16 protein-coding genes are annotated in these 20385 nt (G+C 42.4%); 6 read left to right on the top strand and 10 right to left on the bottom strand.

What is annotated here, in order from left to right:
• Window positions 1–2: 2 nt before the first annotated feature.
• Entirely contained in the window at window positions 3–1166 is a 1164-nt protein-coding gene (gene nhaA, locus BKG94_RS03685; RefSeq protein ID WP_077434325.1) for a Na+/H+ antiporter NhaA, read from the bottom strand.
• Window positions 1167–1399: 233 nt separating this feature from the next.
• Here nhaA and brnQ point away from each other — a divergent pair, with 233 nt between their 5' ends.
• The gene (gene brnQ / locus BKG94_RS03680; protein ID WP_077434549.1) at window positions 1400–2698 is read left to right on the top strand and encodes a branched-chain amino acid transport system II carrier protein; all 1299 of its coding nucleotides are present in this window, start codon (window positions 1400–1402) and stop codon (window positions 2696–2698) included.
• A gap of 74 nt (window positions 2699–2772) precedes the next feature.
• Here the strand turns inward: brnQ and rlmB are convergent, their stop codons facing one another.
• The 5 genes from rlmB to BKG94_RS03655 form a co-directional block, all read right to left on the bottom strand.
• Window positions 2773–3513 (bottom strand): 23S rRNA (guanosine(2251)-2'-O)-methyltransferase RlmB, encoded by a 741-nt coding sequence (gene rlmB, locus BKG94_RS03675; RefSeq protein WP_077434323.1) that lies wholly within the window; start codon window positions 3511–3513, stop codon window positions 2773–2775.
• A 39-nt stretch (window positions 3514–3552) separates the two neighbouring features.
• Window positions 3553–5883: a ribonuclease R gene (gene rnr, locus BKG94_RS03670; protein ID WP_077434321.1), complete on the bottom strand. Its 2331-nt coding sequence runs from the start codon at window positions 5881–5883 to the stop codon at window positions 3553–3555.
• Window positions 5884–6069: 186 nt separating this feature from the next.
• Complete coding sequence (locus tag BKG94_RS03665; RefSeq protein ID WP_077434319.1) at window positions 6070–7431, bottom strand: sensor histidine kinase; 1362 nt, start codon at window positions 7429–7431, stop codon at window positions 6070–6072.
• A gap of 31 nt (window positions 7432–7462) precedes the next feature.
• Window positions 7463–8113, bottom strand: coding sequence for a response regulator transcription factor (locus tag BKG94_RS03660; RefSeq protein WP_279626246.1), 651 nt, complete (start codon window positions 8111–8113; stop codon window positions 7463–7465).
• A gap of 100 nt (window positions 8114–8213) precedes the next feature.
• Complete coding sequence (locus BKG94_RS03655) at window positions 8214–8858, bottom strand: PepSY domain-containing protein (RefSeq protein WP_077434317.1); 645 nt, start codon at window positions 8856–8858, stop codon at window positions 8214–8216.
• 297 nt (window positions 8859–9155) lie between these two features.
• On the opposite strand from BKG94_RS03655, the gene BKG94_RS03650 reads away from it, so the two are divergent.
• Window positions 9156–10649 carry a PTS transporter subunit EIIC gene (locus tag BKG94_RS03650; RefSeq protein ID WP_077434315.1) on the top strand — a complete coding sequence of 498 codons (1494 nt, stop codon included), beginning with the start codon at window positions 9156–9158 and terminating at the stop codon, window positions 10647–10649.
• A 41-nt stretch (window positions 10650–10690) separates the two neighbouring features.
• Here BKG94_RS03650 and rluA read toward each other — a convergent pair whose 3' ends face one another.
• Both rluA and rapA read right to left on the bottom strand, forming a co-directional pair.
• Window positions 10691–11350 (bottom strand): bifunctional tRNA pseudouridine(32) synthase/23S rRNA pseudouridine(746) synthase RluA, encoded by a 660-nt coding sequence (gene rluA, locus BKG94_RS03645; protein ID WP_077434313.1) that lies wholly within the window; start codon window positions 11348–11350, stop codon window positions 10691–10693.
• Window positions 11351–11352: 2 nt separating this feature from the next.
• A complete protein-coding gene (gene rapA / locus BKG94_RS03640; RefSeq protein WP_077434311.1) occupies window positions 11353–14139 on the bottom strand; it encodes an RNA polymerase-associated protein RapA in 2787 nt (928 codons plus the stop codon).
• 178 nt (window positions 14140–14317) lie between these two features.
• Between rapA and pnuC the strand changes: the two genes are divergently transcribed.
• Window positions 14318–14989: a nicotinamide riboside transporter PnuC gene (gene pnuC, locus BKG94_RS03635; protein ID WP_077434309.1), complete on the top strand. Its 672-nt coding sequence runs from the start codon at window positions 14318–14320 to the stop codon at window positions 14987–14989.
• Between the two features lie 65 nt (window positions 14990–15054).
• On the opposite strand, the gene BKG94_RS03630 is transcribed toward pnuC, so the two are convergent.
• The gene (locus BKG94_RS03630) at window positions 15055–15753 is read right to left on the bottom strand and encodes a tRNA1(Val) (adenine(37)-N6)-methyltransferase (protein ID WP_077434307.1); all 699 of its coding nucleotides are present in this window, start codon (window positions 15751–15753) and stop codon (window positions 15055–15057) included.
• 100 nt (window positions 15754–15853) lie between these two features.
• On the opposite strand from BKG94_RS03630, the gene srmB reads away from it, so the two are divergent.
• Window positions 15854–17176 (top strand): ATP-dependent RNA helicase SrmB, encoded by a 1323-nt coding sequence (gene srmB, locus BKG94_RS03625; protein WP_077434305.1) that lies wholly within the window; start codon window positions 15854–15856, stop codon window positions 17174–17176.
• Window positions 17177–17285: 109 nt separating this feature from the next.
• Here the strand turns inward: srmB and rpsT are convergent, their stop codons facing one another.
• A complete protein-coding gene (gene rpsT, locus BKG94_RS03620) occupies window positions 17286–17549 on the bottom strand; it encodes a 30S ribosomal protein S20 (protein ID WP_005548279.1) in 264 nt (87 codons plus the stop codon).
• A gap of 266 nt (window positions 17550–17815) precedes the next feature.
• Between rpsT and murJ the strand changes: the two genes are divergently transcribed.
• Together murJ and ribF are read left to right on the top strand one after the other, a co-directional pair.
• The gene (gene murJ, locus BKG94_RS03610; RefSeq protein WP_077434301.1) at window positions 17816–19390 is read left to right on the top strand and encodes a murein biosynthesis integral membrane protein MurJ; all 1575 of its coding nucleotides are present in this window, start codon (window positions 17816–17818) and stop codon (window positions 19388–19390) included.
• Window positions 19391–19436: 46 nt separating this feature from the next.
• Window positions 19437–20375 carry a bifunctional riboflavin kinase/FAD synthetase gene (gene ribF / locus BKG94_RS03605; protein ID WP_077434299.1) on the top strand — a complete coding sequence of 313 codons (939 nt, stop codon included), beginning with the start codon at window positions 19437–19439 and terminating at the stop codon, window positions 20373–20375.
• The last annotated feature ends 10 nt before the right edge of the window (window positions 20376–20385 follow it).

The raw sequence follows: 20385 nt of genomic DNA, 5'->3' as shown, positions 1-20385 counted from the left end.
AATTATGCCTTTGTGGATTGTTTTAAGAAAAAATATCCCACAATGGCGGAAAGTGTCGAGCCGAGCAAAATACCTAAACGGGATAGCGTATTGACACTTTCGCCGGCATTCGCATCAAAAGCAAGGCTTGCGAGGAACATGGACATGGTAAACCCGATACCGCACAAAATAGCGACGGCAAAAATTTGTTTAAAATTAATGCCTTCCGGTAATTTAGCGATACCTAATTTCACGGAAAGATAACTAAAACCAAACACACCGACCGGTTTGCCGATAATCAATCCTAGAGCAATAGCGAGCAACAACGGTGATGTCAGCATAGAAAAATCTAACCCTTCAAAACTTACCCCTGCATTAGCAAAAGCAAATAAAGGTAAAATAAGGAATGATGTCCAAGGGGCAAGTAAGTGCTCAAAATCTTCTAATGGTGTTTCACCGTTTTCACCTTTCAGTGGAATACAGAAACCGATAATTACGCCGGCTAATGTGGCATGTACGCCGGACTTTAATACGGATGCCCACAAAATTAGGCCCACTACCATATAGGCACAAAGTGCGGTGACTTTAAAGCGATTTAAGGCAATGAGTAGAATTATCGCGATTGTAGCGAAAATAAGTGCTTGAATACTTAATCCATGAGAGAAAAATAAGGCAATAACGATAATGGCACCTAAGTCATCAATGATAGCAAGTGCCAGCAAAAAGACTTTTAACGGCAAGGGGACCTGTTTGCTTAAAAGTGCCATCACACCAAGGGCAAAAGCAATATCTGTTGCCATCGGAATTGCCCAGCCGTTCGCAAGAGTCGGATCTTGACGGGCGATAAAAACATAGACCAATGCAGGAATGACCATTCCGCCTACTGCTGCGAAAGCAGGGAAGATAGCTTGTTGATAACTGGAAAGAGAGCCTTCTAACAATTCACGCTTCACTTCCAACCCGACTAAAACGAAAAATACTGCCATAAAGCCATCATTAATCCAGTGGAGTAAGGTTTTATCAATGGAGAAAGTCCCAATTTGAACACTCACCGGTAAATGTAAAAAATCATTGTAAATCGTACCTAAAGGCGAGTTAGCAAACAAAATGGCTATAAGCGCGGCAAAGAGTAATAAAATTCCGCTAGAGGATTCGAGTTTGAAAAACTGTTGTATCAATCGCAACATTAAAAGATCTCCCAAAAATTAAAAAAATAAACACAATAAAAACTCAAAGAAAGCTTGATACTACCACATTTTTATTTATCTGCGAAAAATATCGGTATGAAAGTGCGGTTGTTTCTATGGGCGTTTTGCGTTGATATTAATAGATTGATCGAGTTCACATTTTTTGGTTTGAGGATTAGGGTTATCAGGTACTTTATAGTAGAATGAAACCCTTTTTATTAATTGAGAATACTATGTTTACTCGTAAAGATATTATCGTTTTAGGTATGATGATTTTTGCGCTTTTTTTAGGCGCAGGAAATGTTATTTTTCCGCCGATGGAAGGGTTTACAGCAGGCACACATTGGGCAACCGCATCTTTGGGTTTTGTATTGACCGGTGTATTTATGCCATTCATTACATTAGTCGTTGTAGCGATGCTTGGGCGGGGGGAAGATCTTACCCGTGATTTGCCAAAATGGGCTGAGGTAATATTTTTAGTTACCCTATATTTAGTGATTGGTTCATTATTCGCCATGCCGCGCGTGACCAATGTCGCCTATGAAATGGCATGGTTGCCGCTGAATATTGTGGATGACAGCAATCACGCACATTTTATTTTTTCCCTTATTTTTAATATTGTCGGTATGCTGTTTATGCTGCGTCCGAATACAATTATTTCAACAGTAGGGAAATTCATGACACCAGCATTGCTCGTATTGTTAGTTGTTGTTGCCGTGAACGTTATCATATCCCCACTTTCTGACATTGTGGAGCCAAGCAAGGCTTATGCTACAAATCCTGCGATTACCTCAGGCTTAATCAGCGGTTACCAAACAATGGATGTTCTGGCTGCTATTGCCTTTGGTGGGATTGTCGCCCGTGCCTTGGCAGTGCGGAATGTTACTTCTCCACAAAAAGTGATGAAATATACGATTTTTGCAGGATTGATTTCCGTACTTTTATTGGCAATGTTGTATTTTGCATTGTTCTATCTAGGGGCGACCAGTGCACAAGTTGCAGAGGGGGCAACCAATGGCGGACAAATTTTCTCCCGTTATGTTAATGCATTATTTGGGGTTTCAGGCACTTGGATTATGTCGGGTATTATCATTTTAGCGAATATGACGACACTTGTGGGGGTGACTAGTGCGTGTGCGGATTATTTCTCTAAATTTCATGTTCGGTTATCTTATCCGTTTTGGGTCGTCGTATTTACGATTTTAACTACAACGGTTGCGCAAACCGGTTTAACGGAATTATTGAGAATTACTATTCCGGCATTATTGTTGATTTATCCGGTGGCAATTATGTTGGTACTGCTGCAAATTATCCGTAGTAAATTGTCGAATATTAAATTCAGTTATTATTTCACGTTATTGGTTACAGTGTTCTTTAGCGCTTGTGATAGCTTGAAGAATGTTGATTTGTTACCGAAGACTCTTGAGAATCTGCTGAGTCATTTACCACTTTATGCTGATGGTATGGCATGGTTGATTCCGGCATTTGTTGCTTTAGCTTTATCGTTATTTTTAGGACGAAAAAAAGTTTAAAAATAGATGAACAATAAAAATACCGAGTTCAGATACTCGGTATTTTTATAAAGTGCGGTCGCTTTTTAAGGTCTTTATGTATTTAACCGTTGGCGTACAATTTCAAATAAGCATACACCTGTGGCAACCGAAACATTTAAAGATGAAACAGATCCAGCCATAGGGATACTCATTAATTGATCGCAATGCTCACGGGTTAAACGTCGCATTCCTTCGCCCTCCGCCCCCATCACGAGAGCCAGTGCGCCGGTCAATTTACTTTGGTAAAGAGTTTCTGTCGCTTCACCGGCAGTGCCGACTATCCAAATATTGTAATTTTGTTGTAAATCACGAAGGGTACGGGAAAGATTGGTCACACGAATGAGTGGCACGGTTTCCGCTGCACCACAGGCCACTTTGCGGGCCACAGAGGTGAGCTGGGCGGATTTATCTTTTGGCACAACGACAGCGGTGACTCCTGCCGCATCAGCGGTACGTAAACAAGCGCCGAGGTTATGGGGATCCGTTACCCCATCAAGTATCAATAAAAGCGGATTTTGTTTGTTGGAAAGAAGAGTATCAAGATCATTTTCATTGAGTTCTTTTGCCGCCTGTACCCGTGCAATCACCCCCTGATGAACTTCACCATTTGCTTTTTTATCCAACGTTTGACGATTAACAAACTGTACGCCAATGCCTATTGCGTGCAGCTCATTAAGCAAAGTCTGTAAGCGTTTATCTTCACGTCCTTTTAATACAAACACTTCAATTAAACGCTCCGGTGTATGAGCTAAAATGCTATTGACGGCGTGAATACCATAAATCTGTTCTGACATAATTTTTCTCTATTTTTTGATTTTGGGGCGATATTATTTTCATTTTTTCTTTTTCTGAGAAACTTCTTTATTTTTAACCGCACTTTTGGGCTTTTTCGTCGCTTTTGGCGGCAATTCTTTAAAGACTTTCTTTGCTCTCTCTTTTGCTGTTTTTCCAGCCCGGCGAGGTTTGCGTTCACTACCGACAAGTGAGAAGTCAATCATTTTTTGTTCTAGATGAACGGCTTCCACACGAATCCGCACTTTATCGCCTAAACGATATTGCATACCGCTGTTTTCCCCGATTAAGCGTTGTTTGGCGGCATCAAATTGATAATAATCATTTTCTAAGGTTGAGATGTGCACTAAACCATCAATGAATAAGTCGTCTAAACGGACAAACAGACCAAAACCGGTCACAGAAGAAATCACGCCATTAAATTCATTACCAACGTGATCTTGCATATATTCAGATTTCAGCCAATCCGCCACTTCACGGGTCGCCTCATCGGCACGGCGTTCGGTCATTGAACAATGATCGCCAAGCTGATCCATTTCATCGAAAGAATAATGGTAGCCACCGGTATCAGTGGTTTTACGTTTTGCACCTTGCTCTTTAGCAAGCAAATATTTAATACTCCGATGGAGCGTTAAATCGGGATAACGGCGAATAGGCGAAGTAAAATGAGCGTATTCTTCCAATGCTAGCCCGAAATGTCCGATATTATCCGCATTGTACACCGCTTGACTTAAAGAGCGGAGTAGCATCGTTTGAATTAACTCGTGATCCGGCCGCTCTTTAACTTTTTCTAACAGCGCAGCGTAATCTTTCGTGGTCGGTTTCATCCCCCCTTCCAACGTTAGCCCAAACTCACTGAGAAAAGCACGGAATGAGGTAAGTTTTTCTTCGCTTGGTGTAGCGTGAATACGATACAGTGCCGGCTCCTTATGCTGTTCCATAAAATTGGCGGCAGCGATATTGGCTAAAATCATACATTCTTCAATGATTTTATGGGCATCGTTGCGGATCACCGGCTCGATGCGTTCAATACGCCCCATCGCATTAAAGATAAATTTGCTTTCAATGGTTTCAAAATCAATTGCGCCACGTTGATGACGGGCTGAAAGTAATGCCTGATAAAGATGATAAAGTTCTTCTAAATGGGGGACGAGTGCGTGATAGCGTTCACGCAGTTCCGTATCACCTTTCAATATGTTTGCCACTTTGGTATAGGTCAAACGGGCGTGGGAATTCATCACCGCCTCATAAAAACGATAATGGGTGAGCTTGCCCTTGGTGGAAATTTGCATTTCACAGACCATGCACAGGCGATCCACTTGTGGATTAAGCGAACACAAGCCATTGGATAAAATTTCCGGCAGCATTGGCACCACTCGATTTGGAAAATAGACCGAGTTCCCTCGGTTGTAGGCTTCGTTATCGAGTGCCGAACGCAAACGCACATAATAACTCACATCTGCAATCGCCACCCAAAGTTTCCAACCTTTACCTTGTTTTTCACAATACACCGCATCATCAAAATCTCGTGCATCTTCACCGTCAATGGTCACAAGCGGTAAATCCCGTAAATCTATACGACCTTTTTTCGCTTCCTCCGGCACTTCCTCAGTAAATTTTTTAACGTATTTTTCCACCGCACTTGGGAATTGATGGGGGATATCATGATTGCGTAAAGCAATTTCCACTTCCATCCCTTTCGCCATATTATCACCCAAAATTTCTGTGATACCCCCTATTGGCTGATTGAAAGCGGCGGAGCGTTGTTGTAATTCCACCACAACCACTTGCCCCATTCGTGCACCATTACGGTGTTCGTTTGGCACAAGAATATCACGCCCGATACGGCTGTCGTCAGGCACCACATAACCAAAGCCGTTTTCCAAGAAAAAGCGTCCGACAATTTGTTTTTTACGACTTTCCAACACGCGCACAATGCGTACTTCACGGCGTCCACGGTGATCTAAATTTGCCGGTTGTGCCAAGACAAAATCACCGTGCATCACCCGTTGCATCTGGTGATTGGGAATAAAGAAATCCTCTTTTTTGCCCTCGACTTGCAAAAAGCCGTAGCCTTCTCGATGCCCGATCACCAAACCCTTAATAAGATCTAATTTTTCCGGTAAGGCATAGCGCTTGCGTTTGGTGAACACAAGCTGCCCGTCATTTTCCATTGCCCGTAAACGACGGCGCATTGCCTCCATTTTTTCCTCATCACGAATAGAAAGTGCGATCAAAATTTCTTCCCGATTCATTGGGGCATTATTTTCACGAATCACACTTAAAATAAGCTCCCGACTTGGAATTGGATTACCGTATTTTGCTAATTCTTGTTGGTAATGGGGATCTTGGTATTTTCGTTTTTTTATCATTATTCTTTACAGTTTTAAAAAGTGAGGAGAGTTTGACACTGTAAAGGGGAGAATGCAAGGAAATAGGCGGATTTATCATGATATAAATCTCTCACAGAAGATATCACGTGAAATTAAGGTCAGTTTAAGTCCAATATCCAAACTATGCATAACTTTGGGAAAGTTATTACCCATGGATTAAATCAGCTATTTCCTTGGCAACCACACCTCCACCAATAACCCCGTTTCAAACTTCTCGCTGTCTTTCAGTGTTAATGTTCCGCCGTAGTGTTTTACGATTTCCATGGCGATTGCCAAGCCAAGCCCAGAGCCTTGCTGTTCCGAACCAAGAATTCGGTAGAAAGGGTCAAGTACGCGTTCCCGCTCTTCTGTTGGAATACCTTTGCCGTTATCTTCCACTTTCAATATGATTCCTTCATGCGTGGTTTGTGCGCTGAGGTCGATTTGACTGCCACTTGGCGTGTAGCGAATGGCATTGTCGGTGAGGGTTTTGATGAGTAAATAGAAGTCCATTTCATTGCCGTAAAAGGTGACTTTTTGTTCACCTTCCACACCTAGATCTTGCTGTTTTTCTAAGGCGAGAGGAAGTAAACCTCCAATAACTTGGCGGAAAATGTCTTGTATCTCAATTTCGCGATAAGGTTTTTCCCCTTGATTTTGCAAGCGGGCAAGGGAAAGCAATTGCTCTAATAAATGACGACTACGTTGAATACCTTGTTTTACGGCACTAATTTGGTTTTTCGCTTCGGTTGGTAAATCCTGTGTAGCAAGTTGTTCTACCTGTAAAGAAAGGGCAGTCATCGGGCTACGCAATTCGTGCGAAGCGTCGGCAATAAAGCGTTTTTGCTGCTGAATAAAGCTATTTGTGCGTGATAATAAACGATTAATTTCCATGACAAATCCACGAATCTCATTGGGAAGATGAGTGGTTGGTAAAGGCTGTAAATTTTGTTCGTGTCGTTGTTCCACTTTTTTTGATAGGCGTTGCACCGGTTTCATAGTCAATCTCACAATCACAATGGTGAGTAAAATCACGAGTGGAAACAAGACTAACAATGGCAATATACTTGTCCAAGCATTACGGAATGCCAAAGTTTCTCGATAGCTGTTATCTTGAATTACGATAATTCTGCCCTCCGGCGTATTGCGTACATAAGTGCGGTAGAATTGGTCGGTGTTTTTGTCATGCTTATGGAGACGCATTTCCTTTGGCATATTCTCAGTGAGCATACGACGATATTTTTTCCCTTCTTTTCTCAAATTGTGGAATCCCTCTGCCATTTGTGGCGGAAAATCCGTTGAAGGGGAGCCGGGACGGTTGTGGTCAAAATAAACCCGAACCCGCCCATCAAGCATTTTAGGCGGTAAAAGTGCGGTGGGATTTTCCGATAAATTGACCGATCCTGAAAACCGTTCCAACATCTCATCCTGTAGTTTATTGGTTTCTCGATAAGTGTTATAAAATGCCATTCCTCCGGCACTTAATGCCACAAGGGTGAATAAAATTGTTAACGCTAGTGTGAGGCGAAATTGAAGGGAATTTCTCATTTTTATGTTCCAATCTGTTCATTTTTTGCCACTAACCAACCCGCGCCACGTACATTTTTAATATGCGCTTTACCAATTTTTTCCGCAGACTGTGAATTAAAAAATCAATGGCATTACTTTCCACTTCATCACCCCAAGCGTAAATTTTATCTTCTAATTCTGCACGAGAATGAATAATCCCCGGTCGGTTCATCAAGGCTTGTAAAATGGCAAATTCTTTATTGCTTAAAATAATCGGTTCTACTTGATCGGAAACGGAAACCTGATAATTAGTCGGATTTAGCGTAAGCGAACCATTCGATAAGAAAGGCGTACTTTGTCCACTTTGTCGGCGCAATACTGCACGAATGCGGGCGAGTAATTCGGCGAGATCAAAAGGTTTAATAATATAATCGTCTGCACCACCATCTAAGCCGGCTAGGCGACTGTCTAAATCATCTCGGGCAGTGACGATAAGAACAGGGGTATGATTTGGGGTTTGGCGTAAATGGCGTAGTAGTTGCAAACCGTCTTGTCCAGGTAAACCGAGATCTAACAACACTAAATCATAGGATTGTGTAGTCAATGCTTGTTCCGCTGTATTGCCGTTATTGACCCAATCCACCGCATAACAGGCACTTTTCAACCCTTCTGATACGGCATTAGCGATCATCTGATCATCTTCGACTAATAGAATTCGCATAATTTTTTACCAAAATAAAACGTCCTCAGGGCTTATTCATCATACCGAAAATTTGGCAAAGGAAAACCGCACTTTATGAAAAAGTGCGGTCGATTTTCAATTAATTTTTTTGCATTGGGCATTCAGCCGGGCAATCGCCTTTGTACCATTTTTCATGATGATGTCTGCCTTTAGCGTATCTTTCATACCCGCCTTTGCCCCCACTTTGGGCTTTCATTGGCATATCTATAATCTGAGCATTTTCACCATTGACGACAACATAGAAATGCTGCCCATTGGCAATAGTTTCAATTTTATAAAATCCTTGTCCGTCTCGGAATTTTAAATCGGCTTCAGCCACTTTGCCGCCTGTTTTTTCTATGGCGACATTCATTGCCTGTTCAAAGGAAATTTTAGGTGAATTTTGATTCGCACGCACTCTGACTTCTTTTGGTGTTTTGCTGGTTGTACCTAGAATTTCACCGTTTGCGGCATCCACATCTACCAGATGTTTTTGGTTATTGGCGAAAAGATCCACTTGGAAATAATCTTTACCGTATTTAGTGTGGTGGAATTCCACTTCTTTTACTTTTGCATCTGCACCGATTTTATTTTGTGCAGCACTCAATGCCTGAGCTGCAGTAATTTGAGCTTTAGCCAAGGCTTCTTGCGACTCCGGCGACATTGCTTGTGCCATGTTCACGGCACTGAACATCATCACACTGGCTAATAAAGCAGATAAGATAGTTTTGTTTGATTTTTTCATTATTTTCTCCTTGTATAAAGTTTGAGAGTGACAGTTCGCAACCCATTTGCTTTCCGATGTCGTGTATTCTAAAGAGAAAAAATTAGGGGAAAATTAGCAAATAAAATTTCTATAAAAAATGTTAACGCTATCACAAAATCAACGTTTGCTTATTGATCATAGGAGGATTTAGTCATAGAGTGTAACTGCTTGATTTATCTTATTATGATAAGAAAAAATAGTGCCTATTTGTGATTTGGTTTGAAGTACTAGCTTCAATAATGGAAAGCGCAAATTTCAAATTAATGTGAGGAATCTATGTTTAAACAGCTCCAACAAATCGGTAAAGCTTTTATGCTGCCGATTGCTATTTTACCTGCCGCCGGTCTGCTACTCGGGATTGGCGGGGCATTATCCAATAAAGTCACACTGCAAGCCTATCCTATACTGGATAATTCGTTGTTGCAGGGGATTTTTCAAATTATGTCCTCCGCAGGCTCGGTGGTCTTTGCGAATTTGGCATTATTTCTTTGCATCGGTTTAGGTATTGGTCTGGCAAAACGGGATAAAGGCGTGGCAGCACTTGCTGCCGTTGTCGGTTATTTGATTATGACCGGGACGATTTCTGCTTTAATTCCTCTTTTTTCTCCTGAAGTGAAAAGTATTGATACCGGCGTGATCGGATCATTGGTGATGGGATTGGTGACAGTGAAGCTACATAACCGTTACCATAATATCCAATTACCGCAAATCTTGGGATTTTTTGGCGGTTCTCGATTTGTGCCAATCGTCACGGCATTTACGGCGATTTTTATCGGCGCAATTTTCTTTTTAATTTGGCCGACTTTTCAGGAGTGGCTGGTATCTGCAGGCAAAGGCATTGCCTCAATGGGTGAGATCGGCACATTTTTCTATGGTTTTCTTATGCGGTTAAGCGGCGCAGTGGGATTGCATCATATGATCTATCCGCTATTTTGGTACACCGAATTGGGTGGAACAGAAATCGTAAACGGCGAAACCATTATTGGTGCACAAAAAATCTTCTTTGCTCAATTAGCGGATCCTAACCACCAAGGTTTATTTACCGAAGGTACGCGTTTTTTTGCCGGTCGTTTTGATACCATGATGTTTGGTTTACCGGCCGCCTGTTTAGCTATGTATCATTGCGTGCCAAAAGCCCGCCGGGCAAAAATTGGCGGATTATTTTTAGGTGCGGCGTTAACCTCGTTTATCACCGGTATTACCGAACCTATCGAATTTATGTTCTTATTCGTTGCGCCTTGGCTTTATGTCTTCCACGCATTTTTGGACGGTGTTTCTTTCTATATCGCCGATTTACTGAATATTTCTATTGGAAATACATTCTCCGGTGGATTTATTGATTTCTTGCTCTTTGGTATTTTACAAGGCAATGGGAACACTCATTGGATTCGTGTGGTTTTGGTGGGTATTCCTTGGGCATTACTCTATTATTTCTCGTTCCGCTTCTTAATTACTCGCTTTGATGTCATGACGCCGGGAAGAGCGGAAGAGGTAGAGGAAAGAGTGGAACAGCAAAGCACTTCTCTAACCGAAAATGCTCATCAGATCATCACAGGTCTTGGCGGTGCGGAAAATATCGAAAATGTGGATGCCTGCATTACCCGTTTACGGGTATCTGTTAAGGATGTGAAATTAGTGGATAAAGCCCGCTTAAAATCCCTTGGCGCCATTGATGTATTAGAAGTCGGTGGGGGAATTCAAGCCGTTTTCGGTGCGAAAGCCGTATTATATAAAAGCGAAGTCAATCAGATTTTAGGAAAAGAAGATTAGATAATAGATATTCTCCCCATGCTCAGGGGAGGAGTCTTTCTTTAAAAACTTACTTCAGCACAAAACGTCATCGGTTCCCCTGTGATAGGGTGGGTGATGCTGAGGCTTTCTGCGTGCAGGCAGAGGCGTGGCGACATACTTTTGGCTTGCGGATGGGCGTAGAATTTATCTCCTAAAATCGGGTGGCCTAATGCCAGCATATGCAAGCGGAGTTGGTGGGAGCGGCCGGTAATGGGAGTGAGTTTTACCCTTGTGCTGTTATTGGGTAAACGATCTAAAACTTCGAATTTTGTGACCGCTCTTTTGCCAAAGATAAAATCTAAACGCTGGCGGGGGCGGTTTTCCCAATCACAAATCATCGGCAAATTAACTTCTCCATAGTCTTGCGCAAGATGTCCCCACACCAAGGCTTGATAATATTTTTTCGGTTCACGTTCACGAAATTGGCGTTTGAGTTCTTTGTCTGCCGCTTTGCTTAAAGCGAACAAAATAATACCGCTGGTTGCCATATCAAGACGATGTGCCGGTTCACAAAAGCCGAATTTTTCTTTCACCCGACTCATTGCACTGTCGTAATATTGCGGTTGATTGCCCGGTACGGAAAGCAGCCCGCTCGGTTTATTGACCACGCAAATGTAGTTATCTTGGTAAATAATATCTAAATACGGTTCCATAGGAGGATGATATTCAATCAGTGCCATCATTATTCCTTATTGGTGACGATAACTCGAAGGCTATCCAATCGCCAAGTTGCTTTTGCTAGTGTTTCTAAAGCTTGATCACGCTGTGACGCTAAAATCTCAATTTCACTTTGGCGAATATTTTTATTCACCTTTTGTAAAGCTTGTAATCGATCAATTTCCATACTCAAGGTTTGTTCCGCCAATTTTTGGGCTTGGTGAATATAACTTTGGGCAAGGGGTTGAATTTTCTTTTCGCCAAGCACAAATAATTGTTCCAACGTTGGGCGTGCCATTTTGATCATTTTATTTGCCACATCCCGACCAAGAGGCTTTAATTTGCCGTGCAAGGTATCGAATGCGACTTGTTCTGCAATATCATTGCCTTTGTTATCAAGTAACAAGCGAATCGGTGTCGGTGGTAGGAAACGATTAAGCTGTAATCCTTTCGGTGATTGTGTTTCTACCACATAAATTAATTCTAACAATAAGGTACCAACCGGTAATTGCTTGTTAATCAATAGCGCCATGGCCGCTTTGCCAATATCGCCGGAGGCAATAAGATCGATACCTTGGCGAATCATTGGGTGATCCCAAGTGAGAAATTCCAATTCTTCACGGGCAAGGGCAAGTTGGCGATCAAAGGTGATGGTTATGCCTTCTTCTTTTAGTCCGGGGAAATCAGGAACAAGCATGGTGCCCGTTGGCGTCAAGACAATGCTGTTTTCACCAAGATCCTCTTGTTCTACCCCAATAATATCAAACAAATTGAGGGCAAAATTGACTAATTCCGCCTCATTATCTTGCTCTGCGATAGCATTGGCTAGCTGTTTTGCCTGTTCTCCGCCGTTGGAGTTGAGTTCTAGAAGACGATCACGTCCTTGCTCTAAAGCGATTTTGAGTTTTTCTCGTGCTTGTTTGGTGTCTGCAATAAGGCTATCGAGCTCTGAAAGTGCGGTTGGATTTGACCGCACTTTTTGTAGCAAGCTCGAGAATTGTTCAAATAATGTCATACCCATTGGCGTGGTTTGTTCAAAGGCATTTAATCCTTCGTGATACCAGCGAGCCAATGCATCATCGGCAGATTTTTCCACACAAGGCACATAAATTTGCACATCATTCAACTGTCCAATTCGATCTAAACGCCCAATACATTGTTCAAGTAAATCAGGGTTTTGTGGCAAATCAAATAAGACTAGCGTGTCTGCAAACTGGAAATTTCGCCCTTCTGAACCAATGCTGGAGCTGAGTAAAACCTGTGCGCCACTTTCCCTATCGGCAAAATAAGCGGCGGCACGGTCACGTTCAATAATCGACATTTTTTCGTGGAAAACTGTGGCTCGAATTCCTTCTTTTTCTCGTACATATTGTTCAAGATGAATGGCGGTTTGAGCATATTGGCAAATCACAAAGACTTTTTTATCCCGTTGTGTTTTTAAAAAATCTAACAGCCATTGGGCTTTCACTTCTTCTATTTGATCGGTATTTTCAGCGGTTAACTTGATCGGGTGATAAATACGTTGTGGAAAACCTTTCACCCCTTGGCGTGTATTGCGGAACAGCACACGGCTTGTGCCATGGCGATCAATCAAGTTTTGGATTAAGGTTTGACGTGCCGCTTGTTGGTTTTCCTCATTCGGGGAAGCTAATGCTTGGAGCAGTGGATCGAGATGTTGCTCCTTTAATAGTGTAGAAATCTGATTTTTTTCCACTGCACTTAAGGGTTTATCCGCTAATAAAGATTGAACGGCGTTGGCAACCGGTTGATAGTGCTGCTGTTCTTCTTGGAAAGCTGCATAATCAAAAAAGCGTTCGGGATCGAGTAATCGCAAGCGGGCAAAGTGGCTTTCTTGCCCTAATTGTTCCGGCGTAGCGGTGAGTAATAAAACCGATGGAATTTTATTGGCAAGTTGCTCAACATGTAAATACGCACGGCTTGGAGCGGTTTCAGACCAAGCCAAATGATGGGCTTCGTCCACAATGAGGCAGTCAAAACACGCCTCAAGGGCTTGTTCTGCCCGTTTTGGCGAGTTCACCAACCAATCTAAGGCGCAAATAATCAGTGATTCTGACTCAAAAGGATTTTCCCCGGTGGTGGTAAAATCGGTACAACGTTCTTCATCAAACAGAGAAAAATGCAAATTAAACCGGCGGAGCATTTCAACCAACCATTGATGTTGCAAGGTTTCCGGCACAAGCACTAACACACGTTGAACTTTTTCGGCAAACAGCTGATTTTGTAAAATCATCCCGGCTTCAATGGTTTTACCCAGACCCACTTCATCGGCAAGCAATACTCGAGGATTTACTCGGTTACCCACTTCAGCGGCGATATGCAACTGGTGAGGAATGAGACCCGCCCGAATACCACGCAAGCCACGCAATGGTGATTGAAATTGGGCTTGTTGATGCTTTAATGTACGATAACGCAAGGCAAAATGATGGCTACGATCTAATTGTGCGGAAAAGAGCCGATCTTTCGCCGAACTAAAGGAAATAAGCGGTGAAATGTCGCCTTCTTGTACGATAATTTGTTCATTTTGCGGATTTTCCACCAAATAAAAATTCAAGCCGTTCATGCTTTGAATATCTACAATCTTGCCTTGCCAACCGTCTTTGTGCTTTAGCGTTTCACCTTTGTTAAATTGGATACGGGCAAGAGGCGCTTGGGCGATCGAATAGATACGGGTTTCATCGGAGGCGGGGAAATATAATGTGACAGTGCGGGCATCAAAAGCAGTCACAATGCCTAACCCAAGATTATTTTCACTTCCGCTTAACCAACGCTGACCAAGGGCAAAAGGTGTCATACAATTCTCTATTTTTTATTCATTAAAATTCGGGCGGCTATTGTAGCCCGATTCAAAGGGAATGCAATGAAAACTGTGATCTCTATCACAATCGTGATAGTACTTCTGATTCTATGCTTTACTTTGTTAAAGTGCGGTGCAAGAATGGTGCGCTTTTTTCATTATTATGGAGTAAAAAATGGATTGGTCTGAACGTCTTAAACGTGAGTTTTTATCCGGTTGGAAACCTTTTGAAGTGATCTGGTTGGCGGTGTTTATTATTGCGCAAATTTGGGCGTATGTGCAGGCTCCGGATTCATGGCTGGCAATGATTTCCGGGATTTCAGGCATTTTATGTGTGGTATTGGTGAGTAAAGGGAAAATCAGCAACTATTTCTTCGGCTTGATTTTTGCTTATACCTATTTCTATGTGGCATGGGGACAAAATTTCTTAGGGGAAATGAATACCGTGCTTTATGTCTATTTACCGGCACAATTCATCGGCTATTTTATGTGGAAAAACAATATGCAAAATGACAATGGCGGTGAAAGTGTGGTGGCAAAAGCGCTCACAGCAAAAGGTTGGATTACTCTTGCGCTTTTTATTGGCATCGGTACGCTTTTATTTGTGCAAGCCTTGCAGGCAGCGGGCGGAAGTTCAACGGGGCTAGACGGTTTAACAACCATTATCGTGGTGGCAGCACAGTTGCTGATGATTTTGCGTTATCGTGAACAATGGCTTTTGTGGATTGTCCTCAATATTCTTTCTATTATTTTATGGGCGGAAACACCGGCGATGTATTTAATGTACAGTGCATATTTACTGAACTCCCTTTACGGTTATTACAACTGGACGAAGTTGACAAAATAAGCACTAAACTTCCTATTTTGGAGATAAATAAGGCAACCTCAAGAAATTTAAGGTTGCCTTTAGCATTAAAATTTCAAATAAAAATCCTTGGTTAACTCAATAAATTCCTCTGTATAACGATTTTCCTCATCATAAATCACGATTTGATCACGCAATAAATTTTGTGGTTGTTTGGAAAAAGTGATTAACATTCTTTGCGGCGATTTACCGACTTTCGTGATGATCTCCGTTTGCTTGATACAATAAAGTGCGGTCAGTTTTTCGAGTGTTTTTGCAGCCTCATAAGGCAGAACAAAACTGATTTTTCCTGTTTCGGATAAGCGTTTATCCGCCCAAGTTAGCCAGTCTAAATGACTTTGTTTGGTATAACGGGCTAACTCCCGTTCTTCGTTTTTACATTCCACTCCTTGTGCAAAATAGGGAGGATTGGCGACAATGAGATCAAAGGTTTCAGCAGTGGTATGCAGAAAATCCCGCACATCCGCTTGAATCAGATTAATACGTTCTTGCCAAGGGGAATGGGCAATATTCTCTCGTGCTTGTTGGGCGGCGGCAGGATCTAACTCCACTGCAGAAATTAAACAATCCGGTGAACTCCGTTGTGCGAGCATTAAGGCTAACAAGCCTGTGCCACTGCCCATATCCAGCACATTTTTAACCTGTGCAACATCTGCCCAAGCCCCCAATAAAATACCGTCAGTGCCCACTTTCATCGCACAATGTTGTTGATTAATGTGAAATTGTTTAAAGGTGAAACTACTCATAAATATTTCTTAAATTGGCCGCACTTTCCTGTTTATTTTTAGGCGTTTCAGGGCTTTTCAGGTATAATTCGCACCAATTTTAACAAAGAACCGTACAATAATGAATTTTCCCCAATTTGACCAATTCGATCTTTCCCCTGAACTTCTTCAAGCCATTGAAAAAAAAGGCTATTCACGCCCAACGGCAATCCAATTAAATGCGATACCGGCGGCAATGGAAGCCCGTGATGTATTAGGTTCTGCCCCTACGGGAACAGGAAAAACGGCGGCATTTTTATTACCGGCATTGCAACATCTACTTGATTATCCACGCCGTAAGCCCGGTCCGCCAAGAATTTTGGTATTAACGCCCACCCGAGAATTAGCCATGCAGGTGGCGCAACAGGCGGAAGAATTAGCGCAATTTACCCATTTAAATATTGCCACCATCACCGGCGGTGTGGCATATCAAAATCACGGTGAAGTATTTAACACCAATCAAGATTTGGTGGTGGCGACTCCGGGGCGTTTATTGCAATATATTCAAGAAGAGAATTTTGATTGCCGTTCGGTGGAAATCTTAATTTTTGATGAAGCCGACAGAATGTTGCAAATGGGATTTGGACAAGATGCGGAAAAAATTGCAGCGGAAACCCGTTGGCGCAAACAAACCTTATTGTTTTCTGCCACCCTTGAAGGGGAATTGTTGGTGGATTTTGCCGAACGCTTGCTTAATGATCCTGTAAAAGTGGATGCAGAACCCAGCCGCCGTGAACGGAAGAAAATCAATCAGTGGTATTACCACGCCGATAGTCATGAACACAAAGTGAAATTACTGGCTCGTTTTATCGAAACGGAAAATGTCAATCGTGGTATTGTATTCGTACGCCGCCGTGAGGAGGCACGAGAACTGTCTGAAGTTTTACGCAAGCGTGGGATTCGTTCCACCTATTTGGAAGGGGAAATGGCACAAACCCAGCGTAATCATGCCATTGATAAATTAAAATCGGATGTGGTGACGGCGTTAGTGGCAACGGATGTGGCGGCACGTGGGATTGATATTGATGATGTCAGCCATGTGATGAATTTCGATTTGCCATATAGTGCGGATACTTATCTACACCGCATTGGGCGCACCGCCCGCGCGGGCAAAAAAGGCACTGCGGTGTCTTTTGTGGAAGCCCACGATTATAAATTACTTGGCAAAATTAAGCGTTATACGGAAGAAATATTAAAAGCCCGTGTTCTGGAAGGTTTAGAACCCCGCACCAAACCACCGAAAGACGGTGAAATTAAATCGGTGACTAAAAAACAAAAAGCCCGTATTAAAGCCAAACTTGAGGAAAAGAAAAAAGAGGCGGCGAAGAAAAAAGTAAAATTACGGCACAAGGATACGAAAAATATTGGAAAACGGAGAAAGCCGAGTTCACAGAACGACAATTAGAAAACGAAAAGTGCGGTGAAAAATCACAGAGAATTTTAACCGCACTTTTTCTATAATTTCGGCAATAAAAAACCGCACCTAAAAGTGCGGCCTTTTTAAGCTGTTTTAATTACGCTAATTTTTTGATTTGTGCAGCTAATTTAGATTTGTGGTTCGCTGCTTTGTTAGCGTGGATTAAGCCTTTTGAAGCCATACGGTCAACAACTTTTTGCATTTCAACGAATGCTGCTTCAGCTGCTGCTTTCTCACCTGCTGCTACTTGAGCATAAACTTTTTTGATGTAAGTACGCATCATAGAGCGTTGGCTTGCGTTGTGTTGGCGGCGTTTTTCAGATTGTACCGCTCGTTTTTTTGCTGACTTGATATTAGCCAAGGTCAAACTCCTAAAATTTCTGTTAATTAGTGTGACAAAATAAAGGGCGTCAATATGACGATTTTTTATACGTTTGTCAATGGAAAATTTGTGTTGATTTCGGTGAGACACAACCGAAAGTAAGCATCGTTATTTTTACAAGCGCTTTCAATAGGGGCTCACACAAACGATGTGGGCGGATTTTATCAGTTTTTTTACGTGGAATATAGCGTAAAAACAAAATTTCTATACAATTAAGCAAAATTTTTAGCCAAGAGAACAATGTTTTGAGTAAACGACTTTTAAAATCGGGCGTGATTGTTAGCAGTATGACGCTATTATCGCGTGTATTAGGTTTGGTGCGTGATGTTGTCATCGCCCATTTGATTGGGGCAGGCGCGGCGGCGGATGTTTTTTTATTTGCCAATCGTATTCCGAATTTTCTCCGGCGTTTATTTGCCGAAGGGGCTTTTTCCCAAGCTTTCGTGCCGGTATTAGCCGAATATCGTAAAAGCGGTGATTTGGATAAAACCCGTGAATTTATCGGCAAAGTGTCCGGCACATTAGGCGGTTTAGTGAGTATTGTAACCTTGTTGGCGATGGTCGGTTCACCTGTTGTGGCGGCATTATTTGGTATGGGATGGTTCACCGATTGGCTGAATGACGGCCCCGATGCTCATAAGTTTGAACAAGCCTCCTTGCTATTAAAAATTACCTTTCCTTATTTGTGGTTTGTCACCTTTGTTGCGCTTTCCGGTGCGGTGCTGAATACGCTAGGTAAGTTTGGCGTAATGTCTTTTTCGCCGGTATTATTAAATATTGCAATGATTGCCACCGCACTTTTCTTAGCGCCGAGAATGGATAATCCCGATCTTGCCCTTGCCATTGGGATTTTTCTAGGTGGTTTATTGCAATTTTTATTCCAAATTCCTTTTATGAAAAAAGCCGGACTTTTGGTGAAACCGAAATGGGCGTGGCACGATGAAGGCGTGGTAAAAATTCGTAAATTGATGATTCCGGCATTGTTTGGCGTATCCGTCAGCCAGATCAATTTATTATTGGATACCGTCATTGCCAGTTTTCTCATGACGGGTTCGATTAGTTGGCTTTATTATTCCGATCGATTGTTGGAGTTTCCTCTCGGTTTATTCGGCATTGCCATTTCCACCGTGATTTTACCCACTCTTGCTCGCCATCACGTTAATCGGGAAGATAATTCCGAACAGAGTGCGATAGATTTTCGCCACACTATGGATTGGGGCGTGCGGATGATTTTATTACTTGGTGTACCTGCTGCAGTGGGCATCGCTGTACTGGCGCAACCCATGCTACTCACCCTTTTTATGCGGGGGAGCTTTACCTTTAACGATGTGCACGCTGCCTCCTATTCTTTGTGGGCGTTTAATGCCGGCTTGTTGAGTTTTATGCTGATTAAAATTCTTGCCAATGGCTATTACGCACGGCAAGACACCAAAACCCCGGTAAAAATCGGCATTATCGCGATGGTGAGTAATATGGGATTTAATGTGTTGGCAATTCCCTTTAGTTATGTGGGACTAGCGATGGCTTCTGCCATGTCCGCTACCCTTAATGCTTACTTACTTTATCGTGGTTTGGCGAAATCTGATGTGTACCATTTTTCACGCCAAAGTGCGGTCTTTTTTGTGAAAGTTTTGTTGGCTACCTGTGTGATGGGCGCGGCGGTGTGGTATTACACCCCTGAGATTAATGAATGGGCTGTGATGAGTTTTATGCAACGGGCTCATTGGTTGGCTTGGCTCATTGCACTGGCTGCGATAGTTTATGGCGGAATGTTGGTTTTGTTAGGCATTCGTCCGCACCATTTGCTGACAAAAAACTAACTTACCGCTATAATGCCGAAATTCTGAAATTTTCTTGGGTAAGGTCATGCAATTAATTCGTGGGCTACATCATGCAAGCCGGGTTTTACAAGGTTGTGCGCTCACAATCGGCAACTTTGACGGTGTGCATTTAGGGCATCAAGCGGTGTTGCGCCACCTTCGCCAAAAAGCGGACGAATTACATTTACCCGTGGCGGTATTATTATTTGAACCGCAGCCCCGAGAATATTTTATGGGGGATCATGCGCCGGCACGTTTGATGCGTTTGCGTGATAAACTTTACTATTTACAACAAGCCAATGTGGATGTGGTGATTGTGGCGAAATTTGACCGCACTTTTGCCGAGCAATCGGCACAGCAGTTCATTGAACAGATTTTAGTGAAGCAACTCCACGTAAAATTTTTAAGTATTGGCGATGATTTCCAATTCGGTGCAAATCGTCAAGGCAATTTCGCTATGTTAAAACAGGCAGGTGAGCGTTTCGGTTTTACCGTGGAAGACAATCACAGTTTCTGTTTGGATGAACAACGTATTAGCAGTACCACCATTCGGGAAGCCTTAGCAAAAGATGAATTATCCCTGGCGGAAAGTTTGTTAGGCAAACCTTATCGCATTTTTGGTCGTGTCATTCATGGCAATAAATTGGGCAGAACATTGGGATTTCCGACGGCAAATATCCGTTTACATCGCCAAGTCAATCCGATTAAAGGGGTATATGCGGTAAAAGTGCGGTTAAAATCCGGTGAGATTTTTAACGGTGTCGCCAATATGGGAAAACGCCCAACCATTAACGGCGTAATGCAATTATTAGAAGTGCATTTATTTGATTTTGCAAAGACAATTTATGGTGAACAGGTTGAGGTTGAGTTCTGCCATAAAATCAGAGAGGAAATGAAATTTCCTTCTTTTGATGATTTAAAAACACAGATTAAACGGGATGTTGAAACCGCAAAAGCGTTTTTTAGCAAGAATTTTAAAAAGTAAAAATTGGAAA

Origin of the sequence: Rodentibacter ratti (assembly GCF_002000485.1) — a bacterium.
GTDB lineage: Bacteria > Pseudomonadota > Gammaproteobacteria > Enterobacterales > Pasteurellaceae > Rodentibacter > Rodentibacter ratti.
The sequence above is the reverse complement of the archived record's forward strand: the minus strand, read 5'-3'. Positions and strand labels throughout refer to the sequence as shown.

What these genes read in the sequence shown, in the direction of transcription:
- rluA (WP_077434313.1), bottom strand. Translation starts at nt 11,350, where the DNA reads ATGGCACTGATTGAATATCATCCTCCTATGGAACCGTATTTAGATATT.
- rapA (WP_077434311.1), bottom strand. Translation starts at nt 14,139, where the DNA reads ATGACACCTTTTGCCCTTGGTCAGCGTTGGTTAAGCGGAAGTGAAAAT.
- rnr (WP_077434321.1), bottom strand. Translation starts at nt 5,883, where the DNA reads ATGATAAAAAAACGAAAATACCAAGATCCCCATTACCAACAAGAATTA.
- srmB (WP_077434305.1), top strand. Translation starts at nt 15,854, where the DNA reads ATGAATTTTCCCCAATTTGACCAATTCGATCTTTCCCCTGAACTTCTT.
- BKG94_RS03650 (WP_077434315.1), top strand. Translation starts at nt 9,156, where the DNA reads ATGTTTAAACAGCTCCAACAAATCGGTAAAGCTTTTATGCTGCCGATT.
- pnuC (WP_077434309.1), top strand. Translation starts at nt 14,318, where the DNA reads ATGGATTGGTCTGAACGTCTTAAACGTGAGTTTTTATCCGGTTGGAAA.
- ribF (WP_077434299.1), top strand. Translation starts at nt 19,437, where the DNA reads ATGCAATTAATTCGTGGGCTACATCATGCAAGCCGGGTTTTACAAGGT.
- BKG94_RS03665 (WP_077434319.1), bottom strand. Translation starts at nt 7,431, where the DNA reads ATGAGAAATTCCCTTCAATTTCGCCTCACACTAGCGTTAACAATTTTA.
- nhaA (WP_077434325.1), bottom strand. Translation starts at nt 1,166, where the DNA reads ATGTTGCGATTGATACAACAGTTTTTCAAACTCGAATCCTCTAGCGGA.
- BKG94_RS03630 (WP_077434307.1), bottom strand. Translation starts at nt 15,753, where the DNA reads ATGAGTAGTTTCACCTTTAAACAATTTCACATTAATCAACAACATTGT.
- brnQ (WP_077434549.1), top strand. Translation starts at nt 1,400, where the DNA reads ATGTTTACTCGTAAAGATATTATCGTTTTAGGTATGATGATTTTTGCG.
- BKG94_RS03655 (WP_077434317.1), bottom strand. Translation starts at nt 8,858, where the DNA reads ATGAAAAAATCAAACAAAACTATCTTATCTGCTTTATTAGCCAGTGTG.
- rlmB (WP_077434323.1), bottom strand. Translation starts at nt 3,513, where the DNA reads ATGTCAGAACAGATTTATGGTATTCACGCCGTCAATAGCATTTTAGCT.
- BKG94_RS03660 (WP_279626246.1), bottom strand. Translation starts at nt 8,113, where the DNA reads ATGCGAATTCTATTAGTCGAAGATGATCAGATGATCGCTAATGCCGTA.